Source organism: Streptomyces spiralis (assembly GCF_014654675.1).
Taxonomy (GTDB): domain Bacteria; phylum Actinomycetota; class Actinomycetes; order Streptomycetales; family Streptomycetaceae; genus Streptomyces; species Streptomyces spiralis.
This window is the reverse complement of sequence record NZ_BNBC01000004.1, coordinates 261566-287244: the sequence shown is the minus strand read 5'-3', so window position 1 is coordinate 287244 and position 25679 is coordinate 261566. Positions and strand designations below refer to the sequence as shown.

Below are 25679 nucleotides of genomic sequence, written 5' to 3'. Positions count from 1 at the left end.
CACAGCTCATCCGGCACCAGCCGCTCGACGATCCCCACACCCGCAGGCTACCGAACGAACCAAATGAGATGACCTGTAAGACGTCGTTTCTTATGGCTGCGGTTCGGAGTGGGCGGCTTCAGGGAAGCCCAGTTCATCCAGCAGCGCGTCGAACAGTTCTTCCACGAAGGTCTCCCGTGCGCGCAGCAGTTCCTCGATCCGGGGCTGGGCCGCGGCCTGGACACCAGCTGCTGAAGCCCACACGAGAGCACCTTTGGCGTCAGCCGGCACCTCTTCTCCCAGATGCCTTGTTCCAACTGCAGGGTCTGCCAGCCGCCCGGTCGCGGCTGCCACTCATGCACGTCGTCCCTCAGCCCTGGATCGGTGCTGTTGAACATGGGTGCTTCCAGCAGTGGGCGCTCGCTGCGCGCAAAGACCAGATGACCGGAAAAGCCCATGGAACCTCCTCGTCTAACACCAGCGCACCCTACGAGCTGTCACTGAGCCTTTCCCGGTAACCGACGCTCGCTAAGAGGGCATCTGATCAATGTTCACGCCGTTGAGGGAGGGATGTCCGTTTCGATTCGCCAGGTTGGTGCAGATTCTCCGGTCAGTTGGCGGGACATTTTGTTAGCCATCGCCCAGTGGATCATTGCTCGGGATCTCTGCGGCAGGGCCTCGTAGTCCCGTGCCAGGCGACGGTGCTGCATCAGCCAGCCGAAGGTTCGCTCGATCACCCACCGCTTCGGCAGCGACTCGAATCCCTTGGTTCGTGGTCGCTGAACGACCTCCACATCGATGCCCAACCCGGCACTGTGGTTGAAGATGCTGCTCTGGTAGCCGCCGTCGGCCCACACCTTGGTCGCGCTGGGATGGGCCGCGGCCAGGTCGTCGAGCAGGAGCTTGCCGCCGGTGGCGTCGTGGACGGATGCGGCGGTGACGAGGACGGCGAGGACCAGGCCGAGAGTGTCGGTGATCAGGTGTCGCTTGCGTCCTTTGATCTTCTTGCCGGCGTCGATGCCCTGGCTGGTCTCGGCGACGTTTGTCGAGGTCTTCACACTTTGCACGTCCACCACGGCCGCGGAAGGCTGCGTGCTGCGGCCGTGGGCTCGGCGGGTCCTGTCGCGTAACAGGTCGTGGACCTGCTCGGTGGTGCCGTCGGCTTCCCACTTGGCGTAGTAGTCGTAGACGGTCTTGTAGGGCGGGAAGTCGTGTGGCAGGTACTCCCATGGGATGCCGGTGCGGTTGACGTAGAGGATCGCGTTGACGATCTCCTGCGGGTCGTGCACCCGGGCCGCCGTTCCGGGGCCGGTTCGTCTGGCCCACCATGCGGTGAAGACCGGCTCGATCAAGGCCCAGCGGGCATCGGACACATCACTGCGGTACGGGCGACGAGCACTCACACACCGTGCAACGACCGCCAACACCACCAGTCACAAAAACATCCCAGAACACCAACTACCTAGATCAGATGCCCTCTAAGCGTGATCGCCTCCGAGTGTCTCGTGGTGCACTCCCAACTCCAGGCCATGAGTACGGCCCCTGGCAGGAACGATCTTGCGATAGAAGGATCCAACCGAGGGGCCTCACGTGCCGACCAGTGTCGCCTACACCGCCGTGCTCGACGTCCAGCGGTCTACCGTCGAGCACCTGGCCCGGCTCCTGCGAAGCCACTCCTGGGGTAGCGGGCGGGCGCGGGGCCGGCACCCGGTCGCACCGGCCCCGCACTTGTAGAGCGGATCAGCCGGGCCAGGTGCCGGTCAGGCTGCGGATGGCGGCTGCGCCGGCACGGTCCACGACCGCCTTGGTCCCGGCGAAGATGGCGCCCTGCAGGGCCGCGGCCGTCACCACTTCTCCCCAGCCACGCTCTTCATCGGTGGCATCGGGGGCGTCGTCATCGTGCCTGAGCATCTTCCACGCCTGCTTGAACAGGGCACCGGCGAGCATGCCGCTGACCGCGCCGAGAGCGAGACCGACCGGCTTGTAGGCGAGCTTGGAGGCCTTCACGGACTCATCCCTTCCGGCGCCGGCACACCAGCCAGACGGCGGCGGCCACACCGGCGGCGGCCAGCAGCAGACGGTTGTCCCCAGCCGCCTTGGCCGCCTGGGAGGCATTGGCCCGCACCGGCTCGGGCGCCTTCCTTTCCCACAGCTGACCGGCCTCGGCCGCCTTCGCACGCACCTGCCCGGCAGCATGAGCGGCCTTGTCCTTGACCGGGTCCGGCAACTTGTCCTGCACCACAGCCGCGGCCTCGGCCGCCTTCTCCTTCAACTGCCCGGCTTGGAGCGCGGCCTGCTCCTTCAACTCCCCTGCCTTCGCGGCGGCCTGGCTCTTGACCTCGGCGGCCTTCGCCTGAGCGCGGGCCTTGACGTCGGTCTTGGCCGCGAGCGCCTCCACCGTCTGGCCGAGCTCTTCGCGGGTCTGCTCGACCTGCTCGCGCAACTCCTCGGTGCTATCGGCGGTCGGTTCGTCATGAGGCGGCTGCGTCATCGGTGCACACTCTCCTTGATCTCGGCCACGTCGGCCTTGACGTTCTCCACCGTCTGCTCGGGCGTGGGCGGGGCGGCCTGGTCGACCTGCTTCTTTCCGCTTATGGCCATCACCGCGGCGCTCACACCCAGCACCATCGTGACGATCAGCGCTGCCGCCCAGACCGGCAGCGCCACCGCCAGCGCGGCGATCGCGGTGGCGACCGCTGCCTGCAGCATCAGGAAGCCGACGAGTCCCGCGCCGCCGAACAGTCCACCGCCCTTGCCATAGCGTTTGCCCTTCTGTTTCATCTCCGCCTGCGCCAGGCGCAGTTCGCCTCGCACCAGCTCGGTCAGCTGCTGCGAGGCACGCTGCACCAGCTCCCCCACCGGTTCCCCCACAGGCTCCGCCTGCGACGTCGGCTGGCCCGGGCCGTGGCGCGGCTGCGTGCTGGATGACATGGCGACTACCTCCCCTGTACTCGTTTCTTCCGCCAGGCGGGCGCTGCGGCACCCTGGGCGAACGCGCGAGTACCCCGAGCGGACCAGTTCAGGACACCGATGTTTGCTTGCTGGATCGGCGCCACCGTATGGTCGGCCAGCCGGGCCCGGCAGGACCTCCTGGCCTGGTCTTCCAGGCTCGGTGAAAAGGACGCAGAGCACTGTGCGGGCAAGCGGAAGCCCCCGGACGAAAGAGGTCTCGCACCGAGGGCTCCGCTCACTCACTCCAACGGAGTTGAGGGATCTACCGTGACATGTCCAAGACCATGACCCCGAGAGGCGACCCCACTGTCACGGGGCCCTCGCCATGGTGAGGACGTGACTGCGTCCCCGGGGGCATGCACGGTGCCTGGGCGGTGCGGCCGGGGATGCGAGCACGCGATGGCACCGCCCAGCTGGCCGCACCGCGCAAGCCATGGGGGAAGTGCTGATCGAACTTCTGCCCCAGCGAGGGGCGCTGTCCACGGCAGGGTGGCCATCGCCCACGAGACCTTCACACGATCATGCTGTGGCGGGCTGTTTTCGGGCTGGCGCGGCTACGACAGCTGCCGCAGCGCCAGCCGGGGGCTGTGGCGGACGAGCCAGGCGGTGGCCAGGCCGATCACGGCCCCGGCGGCAACGTCGCTGGGGTAGTGCGCACCGCTCTGTACACGCTCGATCGCCACCACGCAGGCTGGAAGCGCGCACGCTATGCCCGCCACAGGCCATGTCGGCCAGACGGCCGCGGTGAACGCAGCAGCGGCCGCGGTGTGCCCGGAGGGAAACGACGAAGACGCGGGGCGGTCCTCGACCTCGTCGTGCGGGATCCACTCCTTGGGCGGGCGAGGCCGGTCGGCCAGCTGCTTGCACAGCCCGTTGGAGGCCAGTTGCGCGACCGCCAGCGCCGCAAGGCCGGCTGCCGCGGCGCGCCGCCCGCGCCGGCCCCCGGCCCAGGCCATCGCCGCTGCCGCGGAGCACCACAGCTTGGTGGTCTCCGCGCATTCCTCCACCGCCGACAGTGTCTTGTGCACACCCGGCGCAGTGCGGGCGGCGATCTTCTGAGTCAGACACCGATCCGCCTTACGCAGTCCCGCCAGCAGCCTCATGGACTGCAAGTGTCCCGGAGATCGCCCCACCATGCGCTGTGATCAGGACGGGACCAACCGGAAGGTGGCGGCCGCATGCGCATGGAGCCCGACGGCGCAGGGTGGTCCTGTTCTTGCCGCGCCTGTAGGGCATGGCTGTCAGACGTCGTCCAGTCGGCGCACGTCTTCCTCATCCCACGTCCTGGTGTCGCGCGGCTGGGTGTAGGGCTCGGCATCGGGCGGGTGCCCGCCTGTGACGGCGCGCTGGCGCACGGCCTCGGCGTCGAACTCCAACCCCAGCAGGACGGCCAGGTTGGTGATCCACAGCCAGACGAGGAAGACGATGACTCCGCCCATGGTGCCGTAGGTCTTGTTGTATGAGGCGAAGTTGGCGACGTAGAAGGCAAAGCCCGCGGAGGCGGCCATCCAGATCAGCAGCGCGAGGAAGCTGCCCGGTGTCACCCAACGGAATCCTTTCACCCTCGCGTTCGGGCTCGCCCAATACAGGATCGCGATCATCGCCGTGACCAGGAGGACCAGCACTGGCCACTTCGCGATGCCCCACACCGTCACCGCCGTGTCCCCGATCCCGAGCGCCTGGCCGGCCTTGCCCGCCGGGCCGCCGGTAAAGACGACGATCAACGCGCTGGCCACCGCCAGCACCATCAGCCCAACCGTGACGCCGAGGCGCACCGGAAGGACCTTCCACACCGGGCGGCCCTCCGGCATGTCGTAGACGGCGTTGGCGGCGCGGATGAAGGCGGCCACGTACCCGGATGCCGACCACACCGCCAGCGCGATGCCCAGCAGCGCCATCACCGATCCGGTGCCCGCGCTTCCCTGCAGCTGCTCCACGGCCCGGGTGATGATGTCCCGAGCCGCGCCGGGCGCCAGCTGTTTGAGGTTGGCCAGCACCCTGTCGGTGGTTGCTTTTCCGGTGATCCCCAACACAGAGACCAGCACCAGCAGGGCCGGGAAGAGCGACAGCACCCCGTAGTAGGTCAGCGCCGCCGCCCGGTCGGTCAGCTCGTCGTCCTTGAACTCCTTCAGACTGCCTTTCAGCACCGCACCCCAGGCCCGTTTCGGCAGCTTCGTCGGCGCGTCCGGCGCCGACTGCTCAACCTGCGGATCCGGCCCGGTGTCCTGCGGCGACGGCACCCGGGAATCCGGGGCCCGATCACCGCTGTGATCGTCCTTTCGCCCTGGAAGATGCAGCTTCGTCATACGAGGCGGGTAACCGCGCCGCACAGTGTCAAAGCTCCGCTGGCCGCCGCCCTCCCGCACCAACCTTCACCCCACCCTCACATCACCTGGTTGCGGCCTCCTGCGAGGCGGGCACCCGGGCTGTACCGCCATCGAAGAAGGGACGCGACGCTGTGGTCGTCATAGCGGTACTGCTCCTACCGGCGCTGGGGCTGCTGTTGCTGGTGATGGACCGTTTCGAGGACTGGCTGCCGACAGCCTCCTCCGCCTCGCGACACACACGAGAGCGTCGCCATCTGAAGCTCATCCCCGGCGAAAGGAGCAACGCCGCCTCCCCCTCAACGGCAGGAGAGCCCGAGCAGCACCGGAACGCCGCCTGAGCGCGACGCAGACAGATGCGGACGCCGCTGACGCGGGTCGGAGCCTCCATGCTGATCCGGGCAGATCATGGGACACAGCACATGACGATGGCCAAGGATGGGCGCAGACCACCATCGCCGGATTGCATATCCGCGCAGACGGCAGGGCCGGGATGCAGCTGCTTGGCTGGGAAGGTGTACTGCCGCTGTCAGTGGTCCAATCGGTCTTCCCCCCACCGGCATCCGGCCAGTTCGGCGGCGGTTCGCGGGCGAGGGCGGTGGCATGCTGGCGCAGCCGGGGCAGCCCGGCGTCCAGGCTCTCACCACGGCGTTCGATCAGCCCGTCGGCGTACAGCAGGACGGTGCAGCGGGTCGGCAGGTCGACGGTGCTCTGGCCGCGGGGACGGTGGGGATCGACGCCCAGGAGCAGGTCGTGGCTGTCGTTGAGGTAGCGGGCGTCCGCCCTCGTTGCTGGACCAGGTAGCGAATCCATGCGCGCCCTCTTCCGCCTGGCAGTCACCGAGGACGGAGGCACGTGAGGATAACGGTTGTCAGGTGACGAGCTGGTCGGCCAGGCGGTGGGCCTGGGCCAGCAGGGTGCCGTAGGAGGCGACCTCTTCGGGATCGTCCGGCCTCGAATGGGCTAGGTGGTGGCGCAGCGCCTCGAGCGTCCGGTGCAGTTCGCCGACGGCTTGGCGCAGTTCGTGGTCGTGGTGGTGACCGAAGCGGCTGTGGCTGTAGAGATGGAGCGCGTGGGCGGTCTGGCGGAGAAAGTCGGCGTAGCGGCGGGCCACGGAAGCCTGTGGCCGGGCGGCCGGGCGGGCCTTGTCCGCGGCCTCCAGGACGGTGCGGGTCACGCCGGCAGTGTGTACGGCAGCATAGTCCAGGACCACGATCGCGTCGTCGTAGTCCTTGCCCGGAGCGGATTGAGCGCTGGTGCGACTGCGGAGATTGATGCGCAGGCTTTCCCGGCTGCGGCCGAGGGCAGCGCGGGCCTGGCCGACCAGGTGTTGCAGACGCAGGGCGCGCTCGTGCCAGGCGCCTGCTTCGTCGGCGTCCCACCGGTCTTCGGCGAGCCCGTCGGCCACCGCCTGGAGGATGTCGTGTGCCTCGCGGGTGGCGTCTTGTAGGGCGGTTCGGGTGTCCCGAAGGTAGACCGGGGGTCGGATCAGGGCGTTGACGGCGATGCCGACCACGGCTCCGAAGACGGACTCGGTGATGCGGGCCGTGGCGGTGGCGATGCTCACGGATCCGTTGGTCAGGACGAACAGGGCGCCGGTGGCCGCGTAGATGCCCTGACTGCCCAGGCGCTGCCACTGGCCCAGCAGCACGACGGTGGGCAGCACCAGCGCCATCGCCAGCATCGTGTCGTGCAGCAGCAGCGCGACGGCGGTGGCCACGATCGTGCCCGTGGCGATCGCCGCCAACTGCTGCAGCCCGTGCGCGATGGACCGGTAGACGGTCGACTCCACGAGCACAATTGCCACCCATGGTGCGACGAACGCCAGGGGCGCCCTGAGCCACCAGCCGGCCAACGCCCAGGCGATCCACGCTGCCAGCGCCGCCTTGCCTGCCTGTACGACCAGGTCCCGCTCCCGGCAGGGCCCCGCGCACGCCCGCCGTACCGCCTGCCCCGCAGCCTGCACCTGGTGCCGCACTCGTATCCCCTGCATGTCAGTGCAGGTGCCACTGGTTGATAATAGGTATGCCGGTGCCGGTCAGTTCAGGAAGGGCGGGAAGTCGGGCAGCCAGCTGGGCTGGAGTAGCTCCTCTGAGCGAGCAGGCTGCCGAAACCTCCGTGGTCGGCGCCTGCCGGACGCTCCGGCTGCCCACCACTCGGCGCCGTTCTGAGCGCCGGATCACGGCTGCAGCCTTCCCCAGGCCGAGAGTTCGCCGCGATGGCGGGCGACCGGTACGCCGTAGTCGTCGACCCCCGGGTCACGCTGACCAGCCCGGCCTGCTTCCTCCTACGCCTGCCGGGTGATCGCAGTTAGCGGCATTGACGCGGTCCGGCAGCAAGTGCGGCAGGCGGTCCAGTGCCTGAAGGGCTCGCTGTCGAGCCAGAGGGCAGTTTCCTTACCGGCGGCCGGTGCCCGCGGGTGGTGGCAGCCGCAGCTGGCTACGGGGACGGTGGGGATCGACGCCCAGGAGCAGATCGTGGCTGTCGTTCAGGTACCGGGTGCCTCCCTCGTGCGTGACACCGTCTGGCAGCGACGCTGACCCCACAGCATCGGAGCACCGCACCGTCCGTCGGCGACACGGCCCCCGACCGCTCTGACACGTCCGACAAGGCAGCGGAACAGCCGTCGACGCCTGCTCCCACCCGCAACACGGACCCGGGCACGTCCCGGACCGGCCCCGCACGAGCAGCGACGTCGCCGACGGAGGTCTGCCTGCTCGGACCGTGCCTCAGCTGAGGCATGCCTGCACCCGCCCGTTCGGGGTAGGACGAGTTTCGGAAGTTCGCGGGCCGTGTGTCAGCCTGTGAGCCACGACCCCGACGACGGAAAGCACAGGAGGCAGAGCGCATGAGTCCCCGCGACGAATTCCAAGTCCTGCTGCGCCGCATCGGCCGGTGGTGGGCGGTCGACATTCCCACCCTCGACCTCCACACCCAGTGCCGCACGCTGGAAGGTGCGGAGGACCTGGCGCGCGGCATGGTCGCCGAAGCCGTCGGGGTCCCTGCGGAGGTGATCGTCCTGAAGATGGTGGTGCCCGAGCTCGCGCCGGTGCTCGGTCCGGTGGCCGAAGCGCGGCAGCGTCGGGCGGCCGCGGTCGCCGCCGAGGACGAGGCGATCGCCGCCGCTGTTCACAAGCTCGTGGACAAGCTGCACGTCAGCCAGGGTGATGCCGCGCGTCTGCTCGGCATGCCCACAAGCGAGGTGGCCCACTTCACGCCGGAACGCGGCTCAGCGGCCACCGGCCCAGGGCAGGGCGCAAGGCCGCGCACCTCCGGGCCCGCGCCGAGTCCGCCGCGCCCGGCCGTCGCTGTCCCTGCTTCCGGCTCGCGCCCCGGCCTGCCACGGCGGCAGCGGCAGGCGTCCTCGTCCGCCCGACCCGCCTGGGCGACTTCGGACGACGGCACCCCAGGCCGAGACTGACACGGCTCAGCCTCCAGACATACGGCCACGGCCGTGCTCGCGTGGGGTCCGGAGTGGCCATCGATCATATGGGAGACGGCCGGTGTGACGCGCCGTACGCTCCAGCGTTGCTTGGCCGGCCGGGGGACGGATCGTGGCAGGGAGGGCACGCCCAGCGCGTCTGTCGGCCGATGATCCGGCTGGGGGGCACGGCGATGGCACGGGCTCGGGACGGTGATAAGGCCGCAACTCGCGGTGCATACCGGCGGCAAGTGGTACTCGCCGCCCGATGACCACAGGCTGTGGGACAGGCAGACCTGCCAGCACACCGCGCATGGCGCTGTGCCTGGCCGCACGCCTGGACCAGACGGCGGACCGGGTTCGGGTGTGCCGCTCTGGTCTGCAGGTCAGGCGCCGTGCGAAGTGGTGGTACTGGCCGGTGGGGAGAGCATTTGGGTGCGTTTGGTGGCGTACTGGTCCGCGGTGACGGTCAGGGACTGCGCGACCTGGCGCAGGTAGGAAATGAGTCGTTCGGTCTCTTCCTGGTCGCCGTCAGCCGCCTGGGAGGCGTGTTCCCATCTCTGCTGCAGGATCGCCTCGGCCTGTGCCCTGGCGGCCCGCACCATGTTGCGGGCCTGTTCGCGGGCCGCTGTCACGGTCTGCTCCGCCGACTGCTGGGCGCGGGCCTGCTGCAATACCGCATCCACAGGCGGCACCCCCGTAGGGCCGCTGCCGTCGCCGATGTTGTTCGCCCGGACCCAGTCCCGTTGGCGCTGCATGTCCGTCCGCAGCCGGTCGTTCTCCTCCATCAGCGCGGTCACAGTCGCCGCGCAGCGGCGCAGTGCGTCGTGCACCGCCTCCTCGCTGTAGCCGCGACGTGTCAGCGGGGCGCGGGGAAAGCTCATCGACCGCAGTTCCTCGGGCGTCACGCGGTTCGCTGCCGGATGGTGTGCTCCTGTCTCGTTCACGAATCTCCGATCACTGAACGTCTTCGAAGTGCAGCACGTCGTGGGGGATGTCTGCCTGCGCCAGATCGCGCACTGTCGTGGAGACCATGGGCGGCGAGCCGCAGACGTAGAAGGAGCGTCCACTCCAGTCGGCGGCGCGCAGGACCGGGCCGGCGAGGCTGCGGTTGGCGAAGGTGCCGGCGTCCGCGCCGACCAGCGGCGTGATGTGAAGCCACGGGTGCGCCTGGGCCAGTTGCCTCAGCGCGGGCAGGTCGTACAGGCCGTGGGTGTCGCGTGCCCCGACGAACAGGTCCACCCGGCGCTGACGACCGCTCCGGGCGATCTCCTCCACCGAGGCGCGCATCGGGGCCAGACCGGTGCCTCCGGCGATCAGCACCAGATCCCGTCCGCCGGACGGCCCGAGTGTAAGTCTTTCGCCGACCGGGGCTCCCAGGCGTAGCACGTCACCTTGTCGCAGTCCGTACACCAGAGCCGGACTGACCAAGCCGCCATCGACGGCACGCACATGAAACTCGATGGTCCCATCAGCGCGTGGTGCGTTGGCCGGGGTGAAGGCCCGCCAGGTGCTCGGCAGCATCGGGGCTTCCACCATCACGAACTGCTCGGCCCGGTACGCCATCGGCTGGTCCAGACGCCCCGTGAGTACCGCGAGGTCGAAGCCGCGCTGCTCATGCCTCACCACCTCGGCGTTCCACCACGACGGATTCACCGCACTGTTGGCCTCGGCGGCTTGAATCATGGTGCGGGCCACCAGGGCGTAGGCCTCGGTCCAGCCGCGCTGCAGTTCCGGGGTCCACGCATTGCCCAGGAAGTAGGCCAGCGTGGCCAGCAGCGCTTGCCCCACCGCATCGTAGTGCTGGGCCACCACCTGGAATCTGCGGTGGTCGCGGCCTAGTTGCTGCAGGTACGGAATGAGCCGGTCCGGATCGTCCGCGTCCGCGACGATCCGGCCCAGGGCGGCGACGAGCCGGTCTCGCTGCGCTCCCATGGATACCGGGAACATCGGCCGGACCTCTGGCGCGATGAGGAACAGGTAGGAGTAGAAGTACCGCGGTACCTCATCCCCCGACTTGCCGACCAGGGCGAAGGAATCTCTCAACGCCTCATTTCTGCGAACACGAAGCGTGGCCGACTTCGCTGAGAGTGATGGAACTGCCGCATCGTCGACCTGATGTTCGCTCGGTTCTTCCGCGTGGCATACGGGCCGCCCGCAGCATCAGTGGGAGGCGTCCAGGCCGTCCCTCGCCATGTTGATGACGTCGCTCAAGACCTCGCGGGAGCGGAACAGATCGCCGATCATCCGGTCGATGCGGTCCCGTTCTGCGGTGAGCTCGTCGACCAGCTGTGCGGTGGCGATCTCGCTTGGGCTGCCGTCGATGTCGCGCATACAGGGCAGCAGTTGCGCGATCTTCTTGCTGTTCAAGCCCGCGGCGTACAGGGCCTGGATGCGGATGACCCGGTCCACGGCCCATTCGCCGAAGTCGCGCTGGCCACCAGGAGTGCGTTCCGCTCTTAGCAGCCCTTGCGTCTCGTAGTAGCGCAGCGACCGCTCGCTCACTCCGCTGCGGCGGGCCAGTTCACCGATCCGCATCGCTCACCTCTCGGACTTGAACCTAACACCTGTGTCAGGTTCTACCGTGTCGGCATGACGAGCACAACAGTTGAGTCCCGCCTCTTCGAACCCGCTCTCCTTGGTGCCTTGCGCCTGCCGAACCGTCTGGTGATGGCGCCCATGACCCGCAACCGCGCCACGACAGACGGCGTCCCGCAACCGATCATGGCCACCTACTACGCCCAGCGGGCCACCGCCGGGCTGATCATCGCCGAGGCATCCACACCCAACGCCGTCGGGCAGACCTACCCCAACATCACCGCGATCCACACCGATGCGCACGTAGCGGGATGGCGGCGCGTCACCGACGCCGTGCGCGCCGAAGGCGGCCGGATGTTCCTGCAGCTGCAGCACGGTGGCCGGGTCGGCCACCCCGACAACAGCGGGCTCACCCCCATCGCACCCTCGCCGATCCCGCTGCCGGAGACCATCTACACACCGGCCGGACACCAGGACGCCGTTGTGCCCCGCGAGATGACGATCGACGAAATCCATTCCACCGTGGCCGACTTCGCCGCTGCCGCCCGAGGCGCCATCGACGCGGGCTTCGAGGGAGTCGAGGTGCACGCCGCCAACGGCTACCTGCTCCACCAGTTCCTGGCCAGGGGAACCAATCAGCGCACCGACGCCTACGGCGGCCCGGTGGCCCATCGCATCCGGTTCACGGTCGAGGTCGTCCAAGCCGTCGCCGACGCGATCGGCCCCGAACGGGTCGGTGTGCGGATCGCGCCCGGACTGACCGTCAACGGCATGGAGGAGGGCGATACCGAGGAGATCTACCCGGCGCTCATCACTGCGCTGGCCGATACCGGCCTGGCCTATCTGCACGTTGTCTTCGCGGATCCGGACCAGCCCCTCTTCCAGGAGATCCGTACAGCCTGGCCGAGCACGCTGATCGCCAACCCGGTTCTCGGGTGGCGCAAGCCGTTGCCGGCCGACGGCGGAAAGCACGAGGCCGAGCGGCTTCTCGCTGCAGGAGCCGACCTGATCTCACTCGGCCGCTCGTTCCTCGCCAACCCCGACCTGGTCGAACGACTGCGCATCGGCGCGCCGATCAACCAGGTACGAGACCAGGGCCTGATGTACACCGGCGGAGCGGCCGGCTACACCGACTACCCCACGCTTGCTCCCACTCCCGCTGACGACAGCGTCCGGGTTCCCGAAGGGGCCACGGTCTGACTCTCTGTCCATAGCGGCGTCACGGCCGTGACGCGGCAACGAGATTGGCGCACCGACTCATGCGAACCGCGCAACCAACCGCCACCCCATACTCCGGCACCAAGCACTCTACGGACACCGATGAGACTGAGAGGCAGAAGCTTCCCCTGCTGGCGCTGCTCGCGCTGGCGACGGCCGTCTTCATCACCAGCCTGACCGAGACTCTGCCTGCGGGCCTGCTGCCCGCGATGGCCGGCGATCTCCGCGCAAGCCAGTCCGCGGCGGGCCAGACGGTGACGATATACGCGCTCGGGACGGCGCTGACCGCGATGCCGTTGACCGCCGCCACCGCGGGGTGGCGGCGCAAGCGCCTGCTGCTGACGGCCGTTGCGTGCTTCGCCGTCGCCAACAGTGTGACCGCTTTCTCCTCCCTCTACGTCCTGACCATGGCTGCCCGGTTCGCCGCCGGTGTGGCAGCCGGCCTGGCCTGGGCGTTGCTGGCGGGGTACGCCCGCCACATGGCGCCCATCCGCTTGCAGGGCAAGGCGATAGCCGTCGCCATGGCCGGCATCCCGCTCGCGCTGTCCGTCGGCGTTCCCGCGGGAACCTTCCTCGGCCAAGCAGTCGGCTGGCGGGCCGCGTTCTGGGTGATGAGCGGGCTCACCGCCGTTCTGCTCGCCTGGATCAGCGTGGCGGTCCCGGACTACCCGGGGACGGAGCGGGGCGCCCGCGTCCCGATGAGGCGGACCCTGCGCATCCCCGGCGTGGCCCCGGTCCTGTTCGTCACCCTGATTTTCGTCTTGGCCCATACGGTCCTGTACGCCTACATCGCCGCCTTCCTGGACCGATTCGGCATGGACGGTTCGACCGATCTGGTGCTGCTGGCCTTCGGTGTCGCCTCTCTGGTCAGCATCTGGATCGTCGGCGCGTACATTCACCGCCGGTTGCGCGCCCTCACCGTCGCCAGCGTGCTGCTGGTCGGGGCGGCGGCCGCGGTGCTGGCCCTGCCAACCGACAGCGCCGTCCTGGTCTACGCGGCGGCGGTCGCGTGGGGGCTCGGCTGGGGCGGCGTCCCCACTCTTCTGCAGACGGCCGCAGGCGCCGCGGGCGGCGAGACGGCCGACGACGTCCAGGCCATCCTGGTCACCTTGTGGAACGTCGCCATGGCCGGTGGCGGGTTCGTCGGCGGCCTCCTTCTCGACGCCTTCGGCTCTGCATCCATCCCCTGGACTGTGCTTCTACTCCTGGCGCCGGTGCTGGCCATGGTGCTTGGCGCGCGTATCCACGGCTTTCCAGCTCCGGGGATGGGGATGACGTGAAGAGCCGGCAGGTTCCCACAACGACGTTGGGATGCCGGGCGCGAAACGCCTGCACGGCCCCGACCAGCAGCTGTCCCGCTGAAGGTGATCCGCAGCATCCCGGTCAGCCCGCGCCCGGCATCGGCCGCCCGCCCGAACGCGTCCGTGATTTGTGATGAAGCGGGCGCACCGCCATCTCCGGCTGGCCTCGTATCCACGACAGATAGTTGATCCGCGTCCGCCGGAGGAGCCGGGGCGGTCCGGACCGCGCAACGGCGCGGATTGCGGCAAAGGGACCGGGCCCCGCCGCGATGGCGGGGCCCGGTCGCTCGTTCCCGGTACGTGGTCACGGTCGGCCGGTCGGCCGCCGCCTCACTCTGGTCGCTCGTGCGGTGCCTTGTCCTCCGCGGGATGGAAGGCCGGGGGGAACTGGGGATCTGCGACCGTGAACGGCTGGAACTCGGCGTCCGCGATCGTCCGGTAGACGAATTCGGGGACGGACATGGCGAGCTGATGCCACTGCTCGCCGTATTCCAGCCGTGCGACCAGCGGCCAGGTGGCGGGGTCGGCCGTGCTGTCGGCGAGCCAGTAGAACCTGCCCCCCGTCTCCGACCTGCCCCACATGATCAGGCCCTTGCCGTCGGCCGGCTGGTAGAGGGTGAACGGGCTGAAGTACCGGGCCATCCACTCCGGGTCCCGCTCGGCGTCCTCGCGCAGACCCCGCCAGAAGTGCAGGAGGGAGTCCGTGCCCTCACCGTCGCGCAGGGCGAACAGATAGTAGGAGAACGATCCCGGCCCGAAACGGGCCCACAGCTCCTTCCAGTCCGCCGGTAGCGCGGTGCCCAGCTCGGCCTCGGCTCCCGCCCAGTCGCACGCGTACCGGGGACCCTGCCAACCGGTCGCCTCCTGCAGGCGATCAAGCCACTCCACTGACGTCACTCCCTTCCCGGCTACGGCTGCAGCGTCGGCTCATGGAACGTTCGGTATGTTCTGGCTGACGATCGGGACTCCCGTTGAGGTGACCGCCGTCATGTCGACCGATGTGGGTATCGGGCTGGTGCCACTGTACCGAGGGGTCGCGGTGAAATAGACGGTCTGATCTGCGTTGATGGCCGCGGCAATGATGTCCTCCCACTTCTTCATGCCCGGGTCGTTCGCCCTCGGGTAGAGGGGCACGAGGTTGCGGACGTCGTCGCCGACTCCGCCGAGCTGCCTGGCCAGCAGGTGCCCTCGCTCGAAGCCGCTACCCAGCGACCAGCCCTTGGGCTGGCTGGTGTCGTATCCCGGCTTGAACGGTGGGAACGGCGGCTCGGATCCGATGATGTTCGTGTCGCCGGTTCCGCTCTTGACCAGGTCGCCCTTCGAGTTGGTGTAGTTGAATCCGTTCTTGCTCAGGCAGGCGACGACACCCTGCGCTCGCCCCTGCTGGTCCAGCGGCATGTAGTAGACCGAACTTGGTCCGCCTTCCTTGCAGTTGGACTGGTCGCTCTCGTCCGGGAGGGTGGTGTCCCCCGGCTGGAACTCCTGCTTCTTGTCCTCCGTCACCAGCAGGCCCTTGCTGGTGTCCGGCTTCGCGCCCGGCTTGGAGTAGGTGCCGCTCGCAGCCGTCGGCGTGTTCCAACCGATGGTGTTCAGGAACGTGTCCGCCGCGGCCAGCCACGGGACCAGGTCCGATCCGCCCGCCTCGACGCCGTCGACGATGTACGATCCTCCGTCTTCGAGGGCGGACCCAGCGTCGTCCAGCACCTTCCCGGCGTCCTTCTCCACCGTGTCGACGAAGCTGCCGATGTCGAAGTGGCCGTCCAGTTCGATGTTGGTGGTCGGGTTGCCGCCGCCGAAGGCGTAGCGGTTGCCGGTGAGCGGGTTGGTGGTGAGGTTCATGTCGGCGAGGGCACCGTTGTACATGTCCCTGGTGGTGAAGGTGTTCAGGCCTGGATCGTAGGTCCGGAAACCCATGTCGTAGGTGCCGGTGGTGGCGTCCCATCGCTTGGCGTTGAAGCGGTAGGCGTTGTAGGGCTGCTTGGTCGGGTCCTGCGTGTCCGGCTTGTCGATGCCGGTGAACTCGGAGGAGTCGTTGCTGCCGTAGGCGGTGTAGCCGTAGGTGGCCTTGGTCTGGCCGGAGTCGTCGGTCAGGTTCTCGACGTCGGAGTGGCTGTTGTAGCCGTAGAAGCTGTCCGACGACGTGCCGTCGGTGTTGTGGGTGATCTGGGAGAGCCGCTCGCCCCACGGGCTGTACTGGTAGGACTTGCTGAGCTGGCCGGCCACCGTCTCGTCCAGGACCTGACCGGAAAGGCCCAGGTAGGCGAAGTCTGTGGTCTTGCCGTTCGCGGTCTCGGAGGTGGTGCGGTCGAACGGGTCGAAGGTGTAGGCGGTCGTCGTGGTGACCCCGCCGGAACCGACCTTGGTGTTCTTCACCACGTGGTCGAACCCGTCGTAGGTGTTGCGCTCGATGACGGTGCCGGCGGCGGTGACGCTGTCGAGGCGACCGTACGGATCGTAGTTGTAGGACGAGGAGGTGCCGCCGGAGGCCGACGACAGCAGCCGGTTGCGGTCGTAGGTGTAGGTGGTCGTGGTGCCCTGGACGGTCTGCGAGATGACGTTGGCGTTGTCGTCGTGGACGTAGGTCTCGGTCGTCGCACCGTTGCCGGTCTTGACCGACTGCGCGAGCCGGTCCGCGGGGTCGTAGGTGTAGTCGGTGGTGGAGGTCAGATACGCGGCGTGGTTGTCGGCGTTCTGCTTGCTCGCGACATCCTTGGCCTTGTTGCCGTTCGGGTCCCAGGACAGCGTGTGGCTGTCGATGAGGGTGCCGGAGGAGGTCTTTTCCGTGGTGGTGTGCACCTCGCCGGACGGCCAGTAGGTCGTGTCGAGGGTGTTGCCGTTGGCCTTGGTCTCCCGCAGCGGCTGCGCACGGTCGGTGTAGGTGTAGCTGGTGGTCTTCGGCGACGTGTCGGTCGCCGAATCCCCGACCTTGACCGTCTGCACCAGCTCGCGCAGGTCGTAGGTGTACGACGAGTACTGGCCCGGGTGATCGACGGTGGCCGGCTTGCCGTCCAGGTCGTAGGTGTAGGAGGTGTGGGTCTTCTCGGTGCCGTTGGCGCTCTCGGTGACCTTCGCGACCTCGTTGATGCCGTTGTAGTCGATGCCGTACGTGTCGACCGCGGCACCGGGTGAGGAGTCGCCGATCTGCGTGAGGTTGCCGTTGGGGTCGTAGGTGTAGCTGAAGTCGTGCTTCTCGTTGTCGGTGTCGGCGGAGTTGTCACGCACCAGCTTGACCGCGTCGGCGGCGACGGTGCCGCTGGCGTTCTGCGCGAGCGAGATCGACGATGCGTTGCCCTGCTTGAAGGCGGCTGACCCGAGGGAGACCCAGGTGCCGGCGTTCTTCGTCTGGTCGACGGTCGACGTCGTGGTGCTGCCGTCATCGTGGTGCAGGGTGTAGACGGCGGCCGTGGAGGCGCCGCTGACCTGCGGGTACCGGGCGTACAGGGTGTACGTGCCGTCCTCGGGCACGTTCAGCTGCCAGGTGAAGGCGTCGGTGCCGCTGCCGGCCGCGTGGGTGCGGTAGTCGTAGCCCTGCTCGGTGGTCGGGTCGTTGGTCGACGCGGTTGCCCAGGTGCCGGTCGAGGACGTGTTCTGCGTGTCGGAGTTGTCGGCCAGCACGACCTGCAGGCCGACCGGGACACCGTCGTCGGTGCGCGAGGCGAGCGACCCGTCGGGGTAGTAGGACCAGCCCATCGTCCGGGACGAGGAGCCGCCGGCCGACTTCAAGGTACGGGCGGTCTGCTGGCCCAGTTCGTTGTAGTCGTAGGTGGTGGTGATGTCCCACGGGTCGGTGGAGGTCTTGGTCTGGCCGTCGTCGTAGTAGGTGTAGGTGGTGTCGTTGCGGACGGTCTGCCCGTGCGACGGCGGCGCGGAGGTCTTGGAGACCCGGCCGGCCGCGTCGTAGTACGTGTACGTGGAGATGGGCTTGTTGAACGTCGCGTCGCTCGGGTCGTACGGGGCGATGGTCTCCTTGACGCGGTTCAGCTCGTCGTAGACCGACTGGGTGGTGAATGCGGTCGTGGTGCCCGCCGCGTTGGCGCGCGGAGTGATGGTTCTGGTGGTGTTGCCGACCTGGTCGTACTCGTAGCTGGTGGTGCGGTAGGTCGGCGAGCCGGCCGTGCCCTGGTAGGGGGCCTGGACCTGGGATACCTTGCCGCGCTCGTCGTACGACGTGGTGGTGGTGTTGCCCTCGGGATCGGTGAGGGTGGTCTTGAGCCCGTCCTTGTCGTAGCCCGTCTTCGAGGTGGAACCGGCCGAGTCGGTGACCTGAATCGCCCGGTGGTCGAAGTCGTAGACAGTCTTGGTGGTGTAGTCCGTCGTGTCGGCCGTGGCGTTCTTGACCGGGTCGATGACCTCGGTGACGTTGCCGACGTCGTCGTACTGGTAACTGACCTTATTGCCCTGCGCGTTGACGACGTCGGTGATCTCACCGATGGGGTCGTAACTCTCGGTGGTGACGAAGTCGGTGGCGTCGGTGGTGGTCAGTGTGCCCTTGGGCTCGGTGGTGGTCTTCAGCTCGCCGACCGCGTCATAGGTGTAGGTCGTGGTGCGGTCGGGGTCGGTGCTGTGGTCCTTGGGCGCGGTGGCCGAGGTGATCTCGTCGGCCGCGTCGTAGACCGCCGTGGACACCGCGCCGTTGGGTTCGGTGGTCTGCACGACGTTGTCGTCGGCGTCGTAGACCGGCGCCGGGGTGGTGATGAAGACCCCGTTGGCCTGGTCCTTGGGGACCTTCTTCACCAGCGGACGCCCGTACACGTCGTACGTCTGCGTGGTGGTGTGGCCGAGAGGGTCGGTGGCCGAGGTCACCTGGCCGTGCGCGTCGTACACCGTCGTCGAGGAGTGCTGCAGCGCGTCGGTGGTGGTCTTCGGGTAGCCGTTGGGGTCGAAGTCGCTGTAGGTGGTGGTGTGGTGGTTGGCGTCGGTGGCGGTCTTTAGCTCACCGTAGGCGTCGTAGGTGTAGGTGGTGGTGTAGTCCCCGTCTGTGGCGGTCGAGACGCCCTTGGGGTCGGTGACCGAGGTGAGGTTGCCGAAGGTGTCGTAGCCGAAGAGCCATTCACGGCCCTCGGGTGAGGTCTTGGTGTACAGGTCGGCGCTGTAGCCGTCCAGGCGCGTCCGATATGTGTAGACGGTCGCGGGCCAGCCGTTCTTGACCGCCTCGGCGTCCTGCATCGTCAGCGGGTAGCCGGTCTTCGGGTCGTACGTCCACTTGGTGGTGGCGCCGTTGTCCTCGACCTGCTGGACGACGTTGTTGTCCGCGTCCCAGGACATCTTGGTGACCTGTGACTTGGCGTTGGTGTTCTGCACGGGGCGGCCGAAGTCGTCGGTGACCGTCGTGGAGGCGTGCTGGAGGGCGTCGGTGACGGTGGTGTCGGTGAACGCGCTGTTGCCCGCGTCGGCCGCGTAGGCGAAGGACGTGCCGTTGGTGAGCCGGTCGGTGATGGTCCTGGTCCACCAGTGGTACTTCGGGTTGTCGCCGTTCTGCGGTGCGTAGTATGCGAGTTGGGTGGCGTGGCCGCGCGGATCCGTGATTTTCACCAGCTTGACGTTCTTGGTGCCCTGCGTGGCGTCGTAGGTGAAGCCAAAGACCTTCGGTTGCGTGGAGCCGGCGCCGTCGGTGAGCTGGGCCATGAGGCCCTGCGTGGTGTAGAGGAACGTGATCTTCCGGGCCGGGTTGGTGCCGTCGCCCAGTGCGGTCATCGACGCGAGGTGGTCGATGATCTTCGGGTTGGTGAGGTTCGAGCCCTGCTGCACCGCGCCGGAGTCATCCACGTAGGAATACGCGTCGCCCTTGTTGTAGTAGGTGACGGTGAGCGTCTGCCGGCCGGCGGGGTCGGTGATGTACTGCAGGAACTTCACCGGCTTGTTGTTCGACTTGCGGGTGGCGTAGGTGAACGTCTCGGTGTTGCCGTTCTTGTCCACGATCGACGTGGTGTAGCCGTCGCAGTCGTAGAAGTAGCGCGTCCCGTCCGGGGCAGTCATCGACCACGCGTCGGGAGTGTCGTCCTTGTCGGGCGTGCAGTCAGTGCCGGACTTGGGCGCCAGCAGGTAGTGGACGCCGGCCGGGGCCTTGAAGGTGCCGTCGGACTGCTTGGTGAACACCGACGAGGTGCCGTCGCCGTCGACGAGCGTGACCTCGGTGGGGTTGGGGTTGGGATGGAAGTCCAGCGCGGCGCCGAGGCGGATCGGGGCGGACGCCTGCGGTGACCAGCCCGGGCCCATCACCGTGTCGGAGGTGTCCAGGGAGTTGTACGCGAATCGGGTGAACGTGCCCAGGCCGCGGCCGGGGTTGGTGAACGCGTTGTACGACCACACCGCGTTGCCCGAGGCGAGGTTGTCCATCACGGTCGAGCCTGCACCGGTGTTCTTCCCCGCGTACGAGTAGAACTTCTCCAACCCGATCTGGTCCGAGGTCGGGTCCTCGATCGTCTCGGCCTGCGCCAGGCCCGCAACACCGCCGCTCGCCGAGTTCCAGGCTCCCGTGGTCTTGTTGTAGGCATCCCAGGTCAGCGTGTACGCGGTCCGGGCGTTGGTCGGGTTGCCCGAGTCGGCGTTGGTCGGGGCCTTGACCTGGGCGTGGATGGTGGCGGTCTCGCCCGGGGACAGATCCTGCGGCAGCACGGTCTGGATCTGGTTGCCGCCGTTGGTGACATCCGTGCCGTCGGGCAGGGTCCACCGGTACGACAGCGCCTCGCCGGCCGCCGTCCACGTGGTATTCGTGGTGTTCGTCAGCGAGACGTCGACGTTGTATGTCGTGCCCGGTGTCATCCGGGCGGGTGTCGTGGGCGCGTAGTAGGTCGAATCCGTCGTCGCGTCCACGTAGGTGACGTCCAGCTGCGGGCGCAGTTGGGCCTCGGGCGTTTCGGAGGAGGCGAAGACGCTACGTTCCTGCGGGCCGGAGGTGGTGGACTCGTTGGCGACCTTCAGCAGCACGCCGTGGTTCGATGTGGGCGTGGTGATCCAGCCCTGGGTCAGTGAGGTGGCGTCCCACCAGTGCCGCACCGGGTCATTGGTGACGGACGCGACCGTGTCCGAGACCGTGCCGGAGTAGTCGCCCCCCGCCGTGGTCCACGCTGTGCTGGATGTGGCGTTGTTCCAGGTGGCAGACGCCTCGTCGAAGTCCCGGTTCAGCGCGTGCAGTTCGTATGTCGCCGAGCCGCCGCCGGTGTTGGTGGTGATCGTCGACCACGCCTGGAACTGTGCGCTGATCACGCGGGCCGTCGACGGCAGAGAGGAGGTCGGGAACTTCAGCACGGCCCGCATGGTGCCGTACGTGGCTGAGTTGTTGCCCACCTCCAGCCACTTCTGGTTCACGCCGTCCGAGGAGATCGTGTCATGCGCGGTGGTCGGCTGGGCGGAGGACAGCGTGGTGTCGGTCTGCCCGGCCTGGATGATCTGAGTGGTCTGTCCGGACTTCGGCAACTCCGCCAGTTGCACCGGACCGCCGATGATCTGGCCGCCCTTGGTCTTGACCGCGACCTCGTAGTAGACGGCGTGGAACGGGTCCGTGGCATCCGCAGCCGTGGGCACCGCGGTGGTGTCGGTGAAGGACGTGGTCCCGGCCGCGACCGGAGCCACCAGCGTGGCCGGCGACGGGGTGAAGCCCTGGAAGACGCTGCGGTGGACCTGGTACTCAGCCAGGTCGTTGGACGGGTCCCCGGTGGTGTTGGTGTACGCCGGCCAGGACAGCTCCGCACCGGTGGCGTGGATCACGGTGGGCGGGTTGAGTGTCACTCCGGGTGTGCCGTAGACGATGGTGAGCTTCGGGTAGGTGGCGGTCTCGCCGCCGTAGCCGAACTCCGATGCCTCGTACAGCGGGCCGCCCTGACCCATGGTCGATTCATCGGCCGCCTGCAGTACGAACCCGTTGTTCGTCGTCCCGTTGAGCCACTTCTGCACGGTGTCGGTCACCGCGAAGTTGTGCCACTGGTCGTAGGAGCCGGCCGCCTTCGTCAGTGTCGTCCCCGGCTCGACCAGCCGCACGGCGTCAGCGATCACCGAGGTCGTCGTGGACGCCGGCCCGTCCCCGAGCACGATCTTGCCTGCCGTGCCGGCCGAGAACGGCAGCGGGTTGCCGTTGTTCAGCGACCGCCACACCCCGCCGCTCCCGGCGGACTGGTCGATGGTGCCGTTGTAGGTGCCGCCGTTGTAGGTCACCGTGTACGGCGCGTTCGTCGCCCGGTCGCTCGCCGGGATCGAGTGCACGTCCACCCGGTACGAGCCCGCCTGCGCAACGGTCGGCTGCCAGGTGTAGGTGTCCCCGGCGACGGAGTCCTTGTTGTAGGCGTAGTCGCCGTTGACCGCGTACTGCGTGTACGTGGTGTTGGTCGAGTACGGCCACGAGCCCTTGGCCGCTGTCCCGGGGTCACCGTCGTCCAACTGCACCGTGGTACCCGACAGTTCGCCCGACAGGCTGCTGGTGCTGTTCCACGTCGCCGTCGAGGCGTCCCACGCACCCGTCGCCCGATGCGCCTCGATCACCACGCTGTTGGTGTTGGAGGTGTGGACCTGGTTGTAGTACACGCCCAGCTGCGCTGAGCTGATCTTCGTGTTCGAAGGTATGCCCGTCAGCGGGAACTTCAGCAGCGACCGCAGCTTGCCAGTCGCTGTCGTGCCCACCCCCAGCTGCCACGTACCATTCAGGTTCGTTGTGGGCTGCGTGGAGTCCACCATCACGTCCTGCGAAGTGGACGGGGTCGGCGCGATCATCACCGTCGGGTCCACCGTCACAGGGAAACGGCGGTTCTTGGCGGTCAGCCACCTGTCGTCCGGCGTCAGCCTGATCTGCCAGGACGATCCGTGGCGGGCGAGCTTTTGCACGACCCGGCCGTGCGTCAGATCCGCCACCGGGGCATTGCTGTTCGCCGGCGCCTGGAACATCACCGCCGCCGGGATCACCATCAGCGGTCGGCCCGATTCACTGTCGTCGTAGAGCCCGATCGAGCCGTCCTTCAGCTGCTTGGGAGTCAGCCCGCCGGTCTTGAGGGTGAAGACGAACGAGACCGGGCTACTCGGGGCCCGGTTCAGGACGATGTTCTCCTTCACCTCACCGCGCCCGACCCGGTAAGCGACATCCGCGTCGGTGGCCAGACCCCGATAGGTGACGGTGTCCCCCTTGGCCACCGGGGAGAGGGCCTTGTCCGTACCGGCCAGACCCAGGGTGACGGTATGTCGCCCGTCGGCCTCGAAACGCATCAGGCTCCCACTCCGGGAGCCGAAGTAGGAGCGGGCCAGGTTGGTGGTGTTGGCGTACGCGTAACCGGCCCGGTCACTCGCAGCCACCCTCGTGTCAATCATCTTCCACCCGTCCGTCGAGTGGTAGGACAGCGGCACCGCGGAGACCTCCGCCTGCGTGGTGCCGTCCGACAACTTCCAGTACCGCGCCGACGGGGTACGTTTGGACGTCAACTCCCGCACCCGATGTGCCGCCGGCGCCTTCTTGCCCGGCGGCAGCTTCTGCCGGTCGGCTATCGCGCCCTTCGGCCCGGTCGGCGGCTTCGGCGCGGAATGACCGCCGCCGAACCAGCCCTTGACCGCGTCGATGATTCCAGAACCGCCGCCATGGCCCGATGACGGCGCTAACGCGAAAGCCGGGGTCTGTATGACAGAACCCAGCAACGCCCCGGCCACCAGCGATGCGGCAATCCGACTTCGTCTCGCCACCCACAACTCCTTGTCACGCCTGCTCGACAAATGCAGAACGAGCGACCGCGTCTTCACGTGACTTTCGGAGCGCGAATATCCCGAGGCAGGGCCAAAATGACCATTCCGGCATCCCCCGGTTTCTCGGGGCTGCCGCCAGAAAGCAGGACAGCATGAACCGCAGCACCGTAAACCACGTCCGTAGACGCACTCGCACACAAACGGCCATGGCGGTTCCACAGCCGTGGTTGCGACCGATGCTGGGGGACACCGAATCAGCGGCGGGACTGTGGCACGAAGATCGCGGCAAGGTCTAGCGGGCGCACAGTTCGAGCAAAATCAGGACGAACCATCCATCCAGCTGGCCGAATCACCTGGTTCACCCGTTTCATGGACACAGATTTAGCCACAGGCTACACATAACTTTGGAATCAACTTTACTTCCGCGGTTGGCGCTTTACCAAGTCGTGGCGGCTATTTAACTGCACTCCTGGGACAAGTCGGCACGGGCGTGATGGGTCGCAGGTACGAAAAGGGCCTTCCGGTCCGGCACTTGCGTCTTTCCGCCGCCTTGGCTCTAATCGACGAACACACGCTCCGAAGAACTCGAAGCCAGGCGTTCGCGACCATCGCACAATGGAAGTCGGCCATGGAAACCCAGACAGAAGCAGGCCCCGAGACCCCCGAAAGCGAAGAAACCGCGGCGGCTCCCGCCACCCGGCGCCGCGCCCGCACTCTCGTATTCGGCATCACCCTCCTGTGTGCCGGCCTGGCCACCGCTGGCGTCCTGTTCGCCACCCGTAGCGGGGACGGCCACAACGGCGCAGATGCCAGGCACCGTGGCGCCACCATCCGCGCCGCCTACCAGATCACCGGACACGGCACCGCCCAGATCAGCTACGCCGGTGCGGACGGAAGACTGCACACCGTCAGCGCCCACCTGCCCTGGCACGGCGGCGCCGAACTGACCGCCAGCACCCCGGCAGTCGTCTCCATCGTCCTGGGAAAGGAGGGCGGCAACGCCACCTGCTCGGTCAGCCTGCACGGCAAGGTGGTCCAGCAGGCCACCGCCTACGGCACTTACGGGCGCGCCAACTGCCAAACGGGATCGCGCTGACGCCACCTCAACCAGCACAAAAAGCAGGCCAGGGATGGGACTGAACCGCCCCGGCACTCTGGAGCCTCCCGGTGGACCTGCGGACCGGGCCCTGGAGGGGTACGGCGTCGACTCCCGTTTCGCGCACCGGAGAACGGCCCGACCGAGCGGGCCGGTTTGTCCCCGGTCGGCGACATCGGCGGTGTGGCCCTCCGGCGGACCGCGCACGCCCTCGGACCGCGCACGCCCTCGGACCGCGCACGCCCCGCGGTCCGGGTCCGCCTCCTCTCACCGTCCGCGCAGCCAGTTGTCGGCCACGCCGTGCAGGGCCTGGTCCTCGGGCTGGATGCGCGCGTCGTCCAGCCGGAAGGTGAGCTTGTCGACCACGTCGACCACACCGTCGATCTGCCGGGTCATCGACACGGCGATCTCGGTGTCGGTCCGGCGTTCCAGGTGGCCCTCCAGGGTGATCACGCCCTCGGTCACCGACACGGACACGGTGTCCGGGGCCAGCCACAAGGTGTTCCCCAGCACCTCGCGGACGACCTCCTCGCGGATCTCGGCATCGGGCCGCAGGAACACCCGCAGCAGATCGCGCCGGGTGACGATGCCGACCAGCCGGTCCTCCTCGTCCACCACCGGCAGCCTTTCCACCTGGCGGCGGGCCATGGTCCGGGCGGCCTCCACGATGGTGTCGTCGGCGTGCACGGTGACGGGTGGCTCGGTCATCAGCTGACCGGCGGTGCGCGCACTCGCCTTCGCCGCCCGCCGGCGTCCGCTCGCGCTCAGGCCGGACAGCCATTGGCGCCTCGGCGGCTCGTGGGCGCCGGGCGCCTGGACCTGGCGCGACATCAGGTCCGTCTCCGAGATGACCCCGATGACCCGGTCCTCCTCGTCGACCACGGGCAGCCCGCTGATCCGGTGGTCGAGGAGCATGCGTGCGATCTCCTTGAACGGAGTGCCGTACTCGGCCCGGACGACCTCGGCGGTCATCACGGAACCGATCTTGTCGTGCTGCATGTCCGTTCCCTCCATTCCGGCGCCGGTACCTGGTCGCCCTCCTGCTTCGAGCATCCGGCGGCGGGGACCGGCGGGCCCAGGGGCTGTTGGGGGTGGACCGGGGACCGGACGGCCCCAATGGTGTGCGAGGCGCGGGACACCGGCGGCACGAAACCGGCACGGTCCCGCGCCCAGCGGCCCCCCAGTGGTGCAGG

20 protein-coding genes are annotated in these 25679 nt (G+C 68.1%); 5 read left to right on the top strand and 15 right to left on the bottom strand.

The features are described from left to right. Window positions 1-90: 90 nt before the first annotated feature. From IE318_RS44770 to IE318_RS07150, 7 genes are all read right to left on the bottom strand, one after another. A complete protein-coding gene (locus IE318_RS44770; protein WP_229903392.1) occupies window positions 91-243 on the bottom strand; it encodes a hypothetical protein in 153 nt (50 codons plus the stop codon). A gap of 287 nt (window positions 244-530) precedes the next feature. Then, the gene (locus IE318_RS07175; protein WP_189897683.1) at window positions 531-1382 is read right to left on the bottom strand and encodes an IS5 family transposase; all 852 of its coding nucleotides are present in this window, start codon (window positions 1380-1382) and stop codon (window positions 531-533) included. A 337-nt stretch (window positions 1383-1719) separates the two neighbouring features. Further along, on the bottom strand, window positions 1720-1986 hold the full coding sequence (locus IE318_RS07170) for a DUF4235 domain-containing protein (protein WP_189897680.1): 267 nt from the start codon (window positions 1984-1986) through the stop codon (window positions 1720-1722). A gap of 4 nt (window positions 1987-1990) precedes the next feature. Then, entirely contained in the window at window positions 1991-2470 is a 480-nt protein-coding gene (locus IE318_RS07165; protein WP_189897678.1) for a DUF3618 domain-containing protein, read from the bottom strand. Continuing rightward, window positions 2467-2838 carry a phage holin family protein gene (locus tag IE318_RS07160; RefSeq protein ID WP_189897736.1) on the bottom strand — a complete coding sequence of 124 codons (372 nt, stop codon included), beginning with the start codon at window positions 2836-2838 and terminating at the stop codon, window positions 2467-2469. The genes IE318_RS07165 and IE318_RS07160 overlap by 4 nt, the downstream gene beginning before the upstream one ends. A gap of 647 nt (window positions 2839-3485) precedes the next feature. After that, window positions 3486-4034 carry a phosphatase PAP2 family protein gene (locus tag IE318_RS07155; protein ID WP_189897676.1) on the bottom strand — a complete coding sequence of 183 codons (549 nt, stop codon included), beginning with the start codon at window positions 4032-4034 and terminating at the stop codon, window positions 3486-3488. 138 nt (window positions 4035-4172) lie between these two features. Next, window positions 4173-5237 carry a YihY/virulence factor BrkB family protein gene (locus tag IE318_RS07150; RefSeq protein WP_189897673.1) on the bottom strand — a complete coding sequence of 355 codons (1065 nt, stop codon included), beginning with the start codon at window positions 5235-5237 and terminating at the stop codon, window positions 4173-4175. A gap of 152 nt (window positions 5238-5389) precedes the next feature. Between IE318_RS07150 and IE318_RS07145 the strand changes: the two genes are divergently transcribed. After that, window positions 5390-5596 carry a hypothetical protein gene (locus IE318_RS07145; RefSeq protein ID WP_189897670.1) on the top strand — a complete coding sequence of 69 codons (207 nt, stop codon included), beginning with the start codon at window positions 5390-5392 and terminating at the stop codon, window positions 5594-5596. Here IE318_RS07145 and IE318_RS46305 read toward each other — a convergent pair. Beyond that, a complete protein-coding gene (locus tag IE318_RS46305; protein ID WP_189897667.1) occupies window positions 5520-6068 on the bottom strand; it encodes a SpoIIE family protein phosphatase in 549 nt (182 codons plus the stop codon). The genes IE318_RS07145 and IE318_RS46305 overlap by 77 nt on opposite strands. A gap of 58 nt (window positions 6069-6126) precedes the next feature. Further along, window positions 6127-7248, bottom strand: coding sequence for an FUSC family protein (locus IE318_RS07135; RefSeq protein WP_189897664.1), 1122 nt, complete (start codon window positions 7246-7248; stop codon window positions 6127-6129). An 855-nt stretch (window positions 7249-8103) separates the two neighbouring features. On the opposite strand from IE318_RS07135, the gene IE318_RS07130 reads away from it, so the two are divergent. After that, entirely contained in the window at window positions 8104-8676 is a 573-nt protein-coding gene (locus IE318_RS07130; RefSeq protein ID WP_189897662.1) for a hypothetical protein, read from the top strand. Between the two features lie 386 nt (window positions 8677-9062). Here the strand turns inward: IE318_RS07130 and IE318_RS07125 are convergent, their stop codons facing one another. From IE318_RS07125 to IE318_RS07115, 3 genes are all read right to left on the bottom strand, one after another. Next, complete coding sequence (locus IE318_RS07125) at window positions 9063-9584, bottom strand: DivIVA domain-containing protein (RefSeq protein WP_268256732.1); 522 nt, start codon at window positions 9582-9584, stop codon at window positions 9063-9065. 49 nt (window positions 9585-9633) lie between these two features. After that, window positions 9634-10722, bottom strand: coding sequence for a globin domain-containing protein (locus IE318_RS07120; protein ID WP_189897657.1), 1089 nt, complete (start codon window positions 10720-10722; stop codon window positions 9634-9636). Between the two features lie 117 nt (window positions 10723-10839). Continuing rightward, window positions 10840-11214, bottom strand: a complete 375-nt coding sequence (locus tag IE318_RS07115) for a MerR family transcriptional regulator (protein ID WP_189897655.1) — start codon at window positions 11212-11214, stop codon at window positions 10840-10842. A gap of 54 nt (window positions 11215-11268) precedes the next feature. Here IE318_RS07115 and IE318_RS07110 point away from each other — a divergent pair, with 54 nt between their 5' ends. Together IE318_RS07110 and IE318_RS07105 are read left to right on the top strand one after the other, a co-directional pair. Further along, window positions 11269-12414 (top strand): alkene reductase, encoded by a 1146-nt coding sequence (locus tag IE318_RS07110; protein ID WP_189897653.1) that lies wholly within the window; start codon window positions 11269-11271, stop codon window positions 12412-12414. A 59-nt stretch (window positions 12415-12473) separates the two neighbouring features. Continuing rightward, the gene (locus IE318_RS07105) at window positions 12474-13712 is read left to right on the top strand and encodes an MFS transporter (protein ID WP_189897651.1); all 1239 of its coding nucleotides are present in this window, start codon (window positions 12474-12476) and stop codon (window positions 13710-13712) included. Window positions 13713-14063: 351 nt separating this feature from the next. On the opposite strand, the gene IE318_RS07100 is transcribed toward IE318_RS07105, so the two are convergent. Together IE318_RS07100 and IE318_RS07095 are read right to left on the bottom strand one after the other, a co-directional pair. Next, complete coding sequence (locus IE318_RS07100) at window positions 14064-14621, bottom strand: SMI1/KNR4 family protein (protein WP_189897648.1); 558 nt, start codon at window positions 14619-14621, stop codon at window positions 14064-14066. Window positions 14622-14660: 39 nt separating this feature from the next. Next, window positions 14661-22400, bottom strand: coding sequence for a golvesin C-terminal-like domain-containing protein (locus IE318_RS07095; RefSeq protein ID WP_373311090.1), 7740 nt, complete (start codon window positions 22398-22400; stop codon window positions 14661-14663). 1618 nt (window positions 22401-24018) lie between these two features. Here IE318_RS07095 and IE318_RS07090 point away from each other — a divergent pair. Beyond that, window positions 24019-24486, top strand: a complete 468-nt coding sequence (locus tag IE318_RS07090; protein ID WP_189897646.1) for an MmpS family transport accessory protein — start codon at window positions 24019-24021, stop codon at window positions 24484-24486. Window positions 24487-24753: 267 nt separating this feature from the next. Here the strand turns inward: IE318_RS07090 and IE318_RS07085 are convergent, their stop codons facing one another. Continuing rightward, window positions 24754-25485, bottom strand: a complete 732-nt coding sequence (locus tag IE318_RS07085; protein WP_189897644.1) for a CBS domain-containing protein — start codon at window positions 25483-25485, stop codon at window positions 24754-24756. Window positions 25486-25679: the final 194 nt, after the last annotated feature.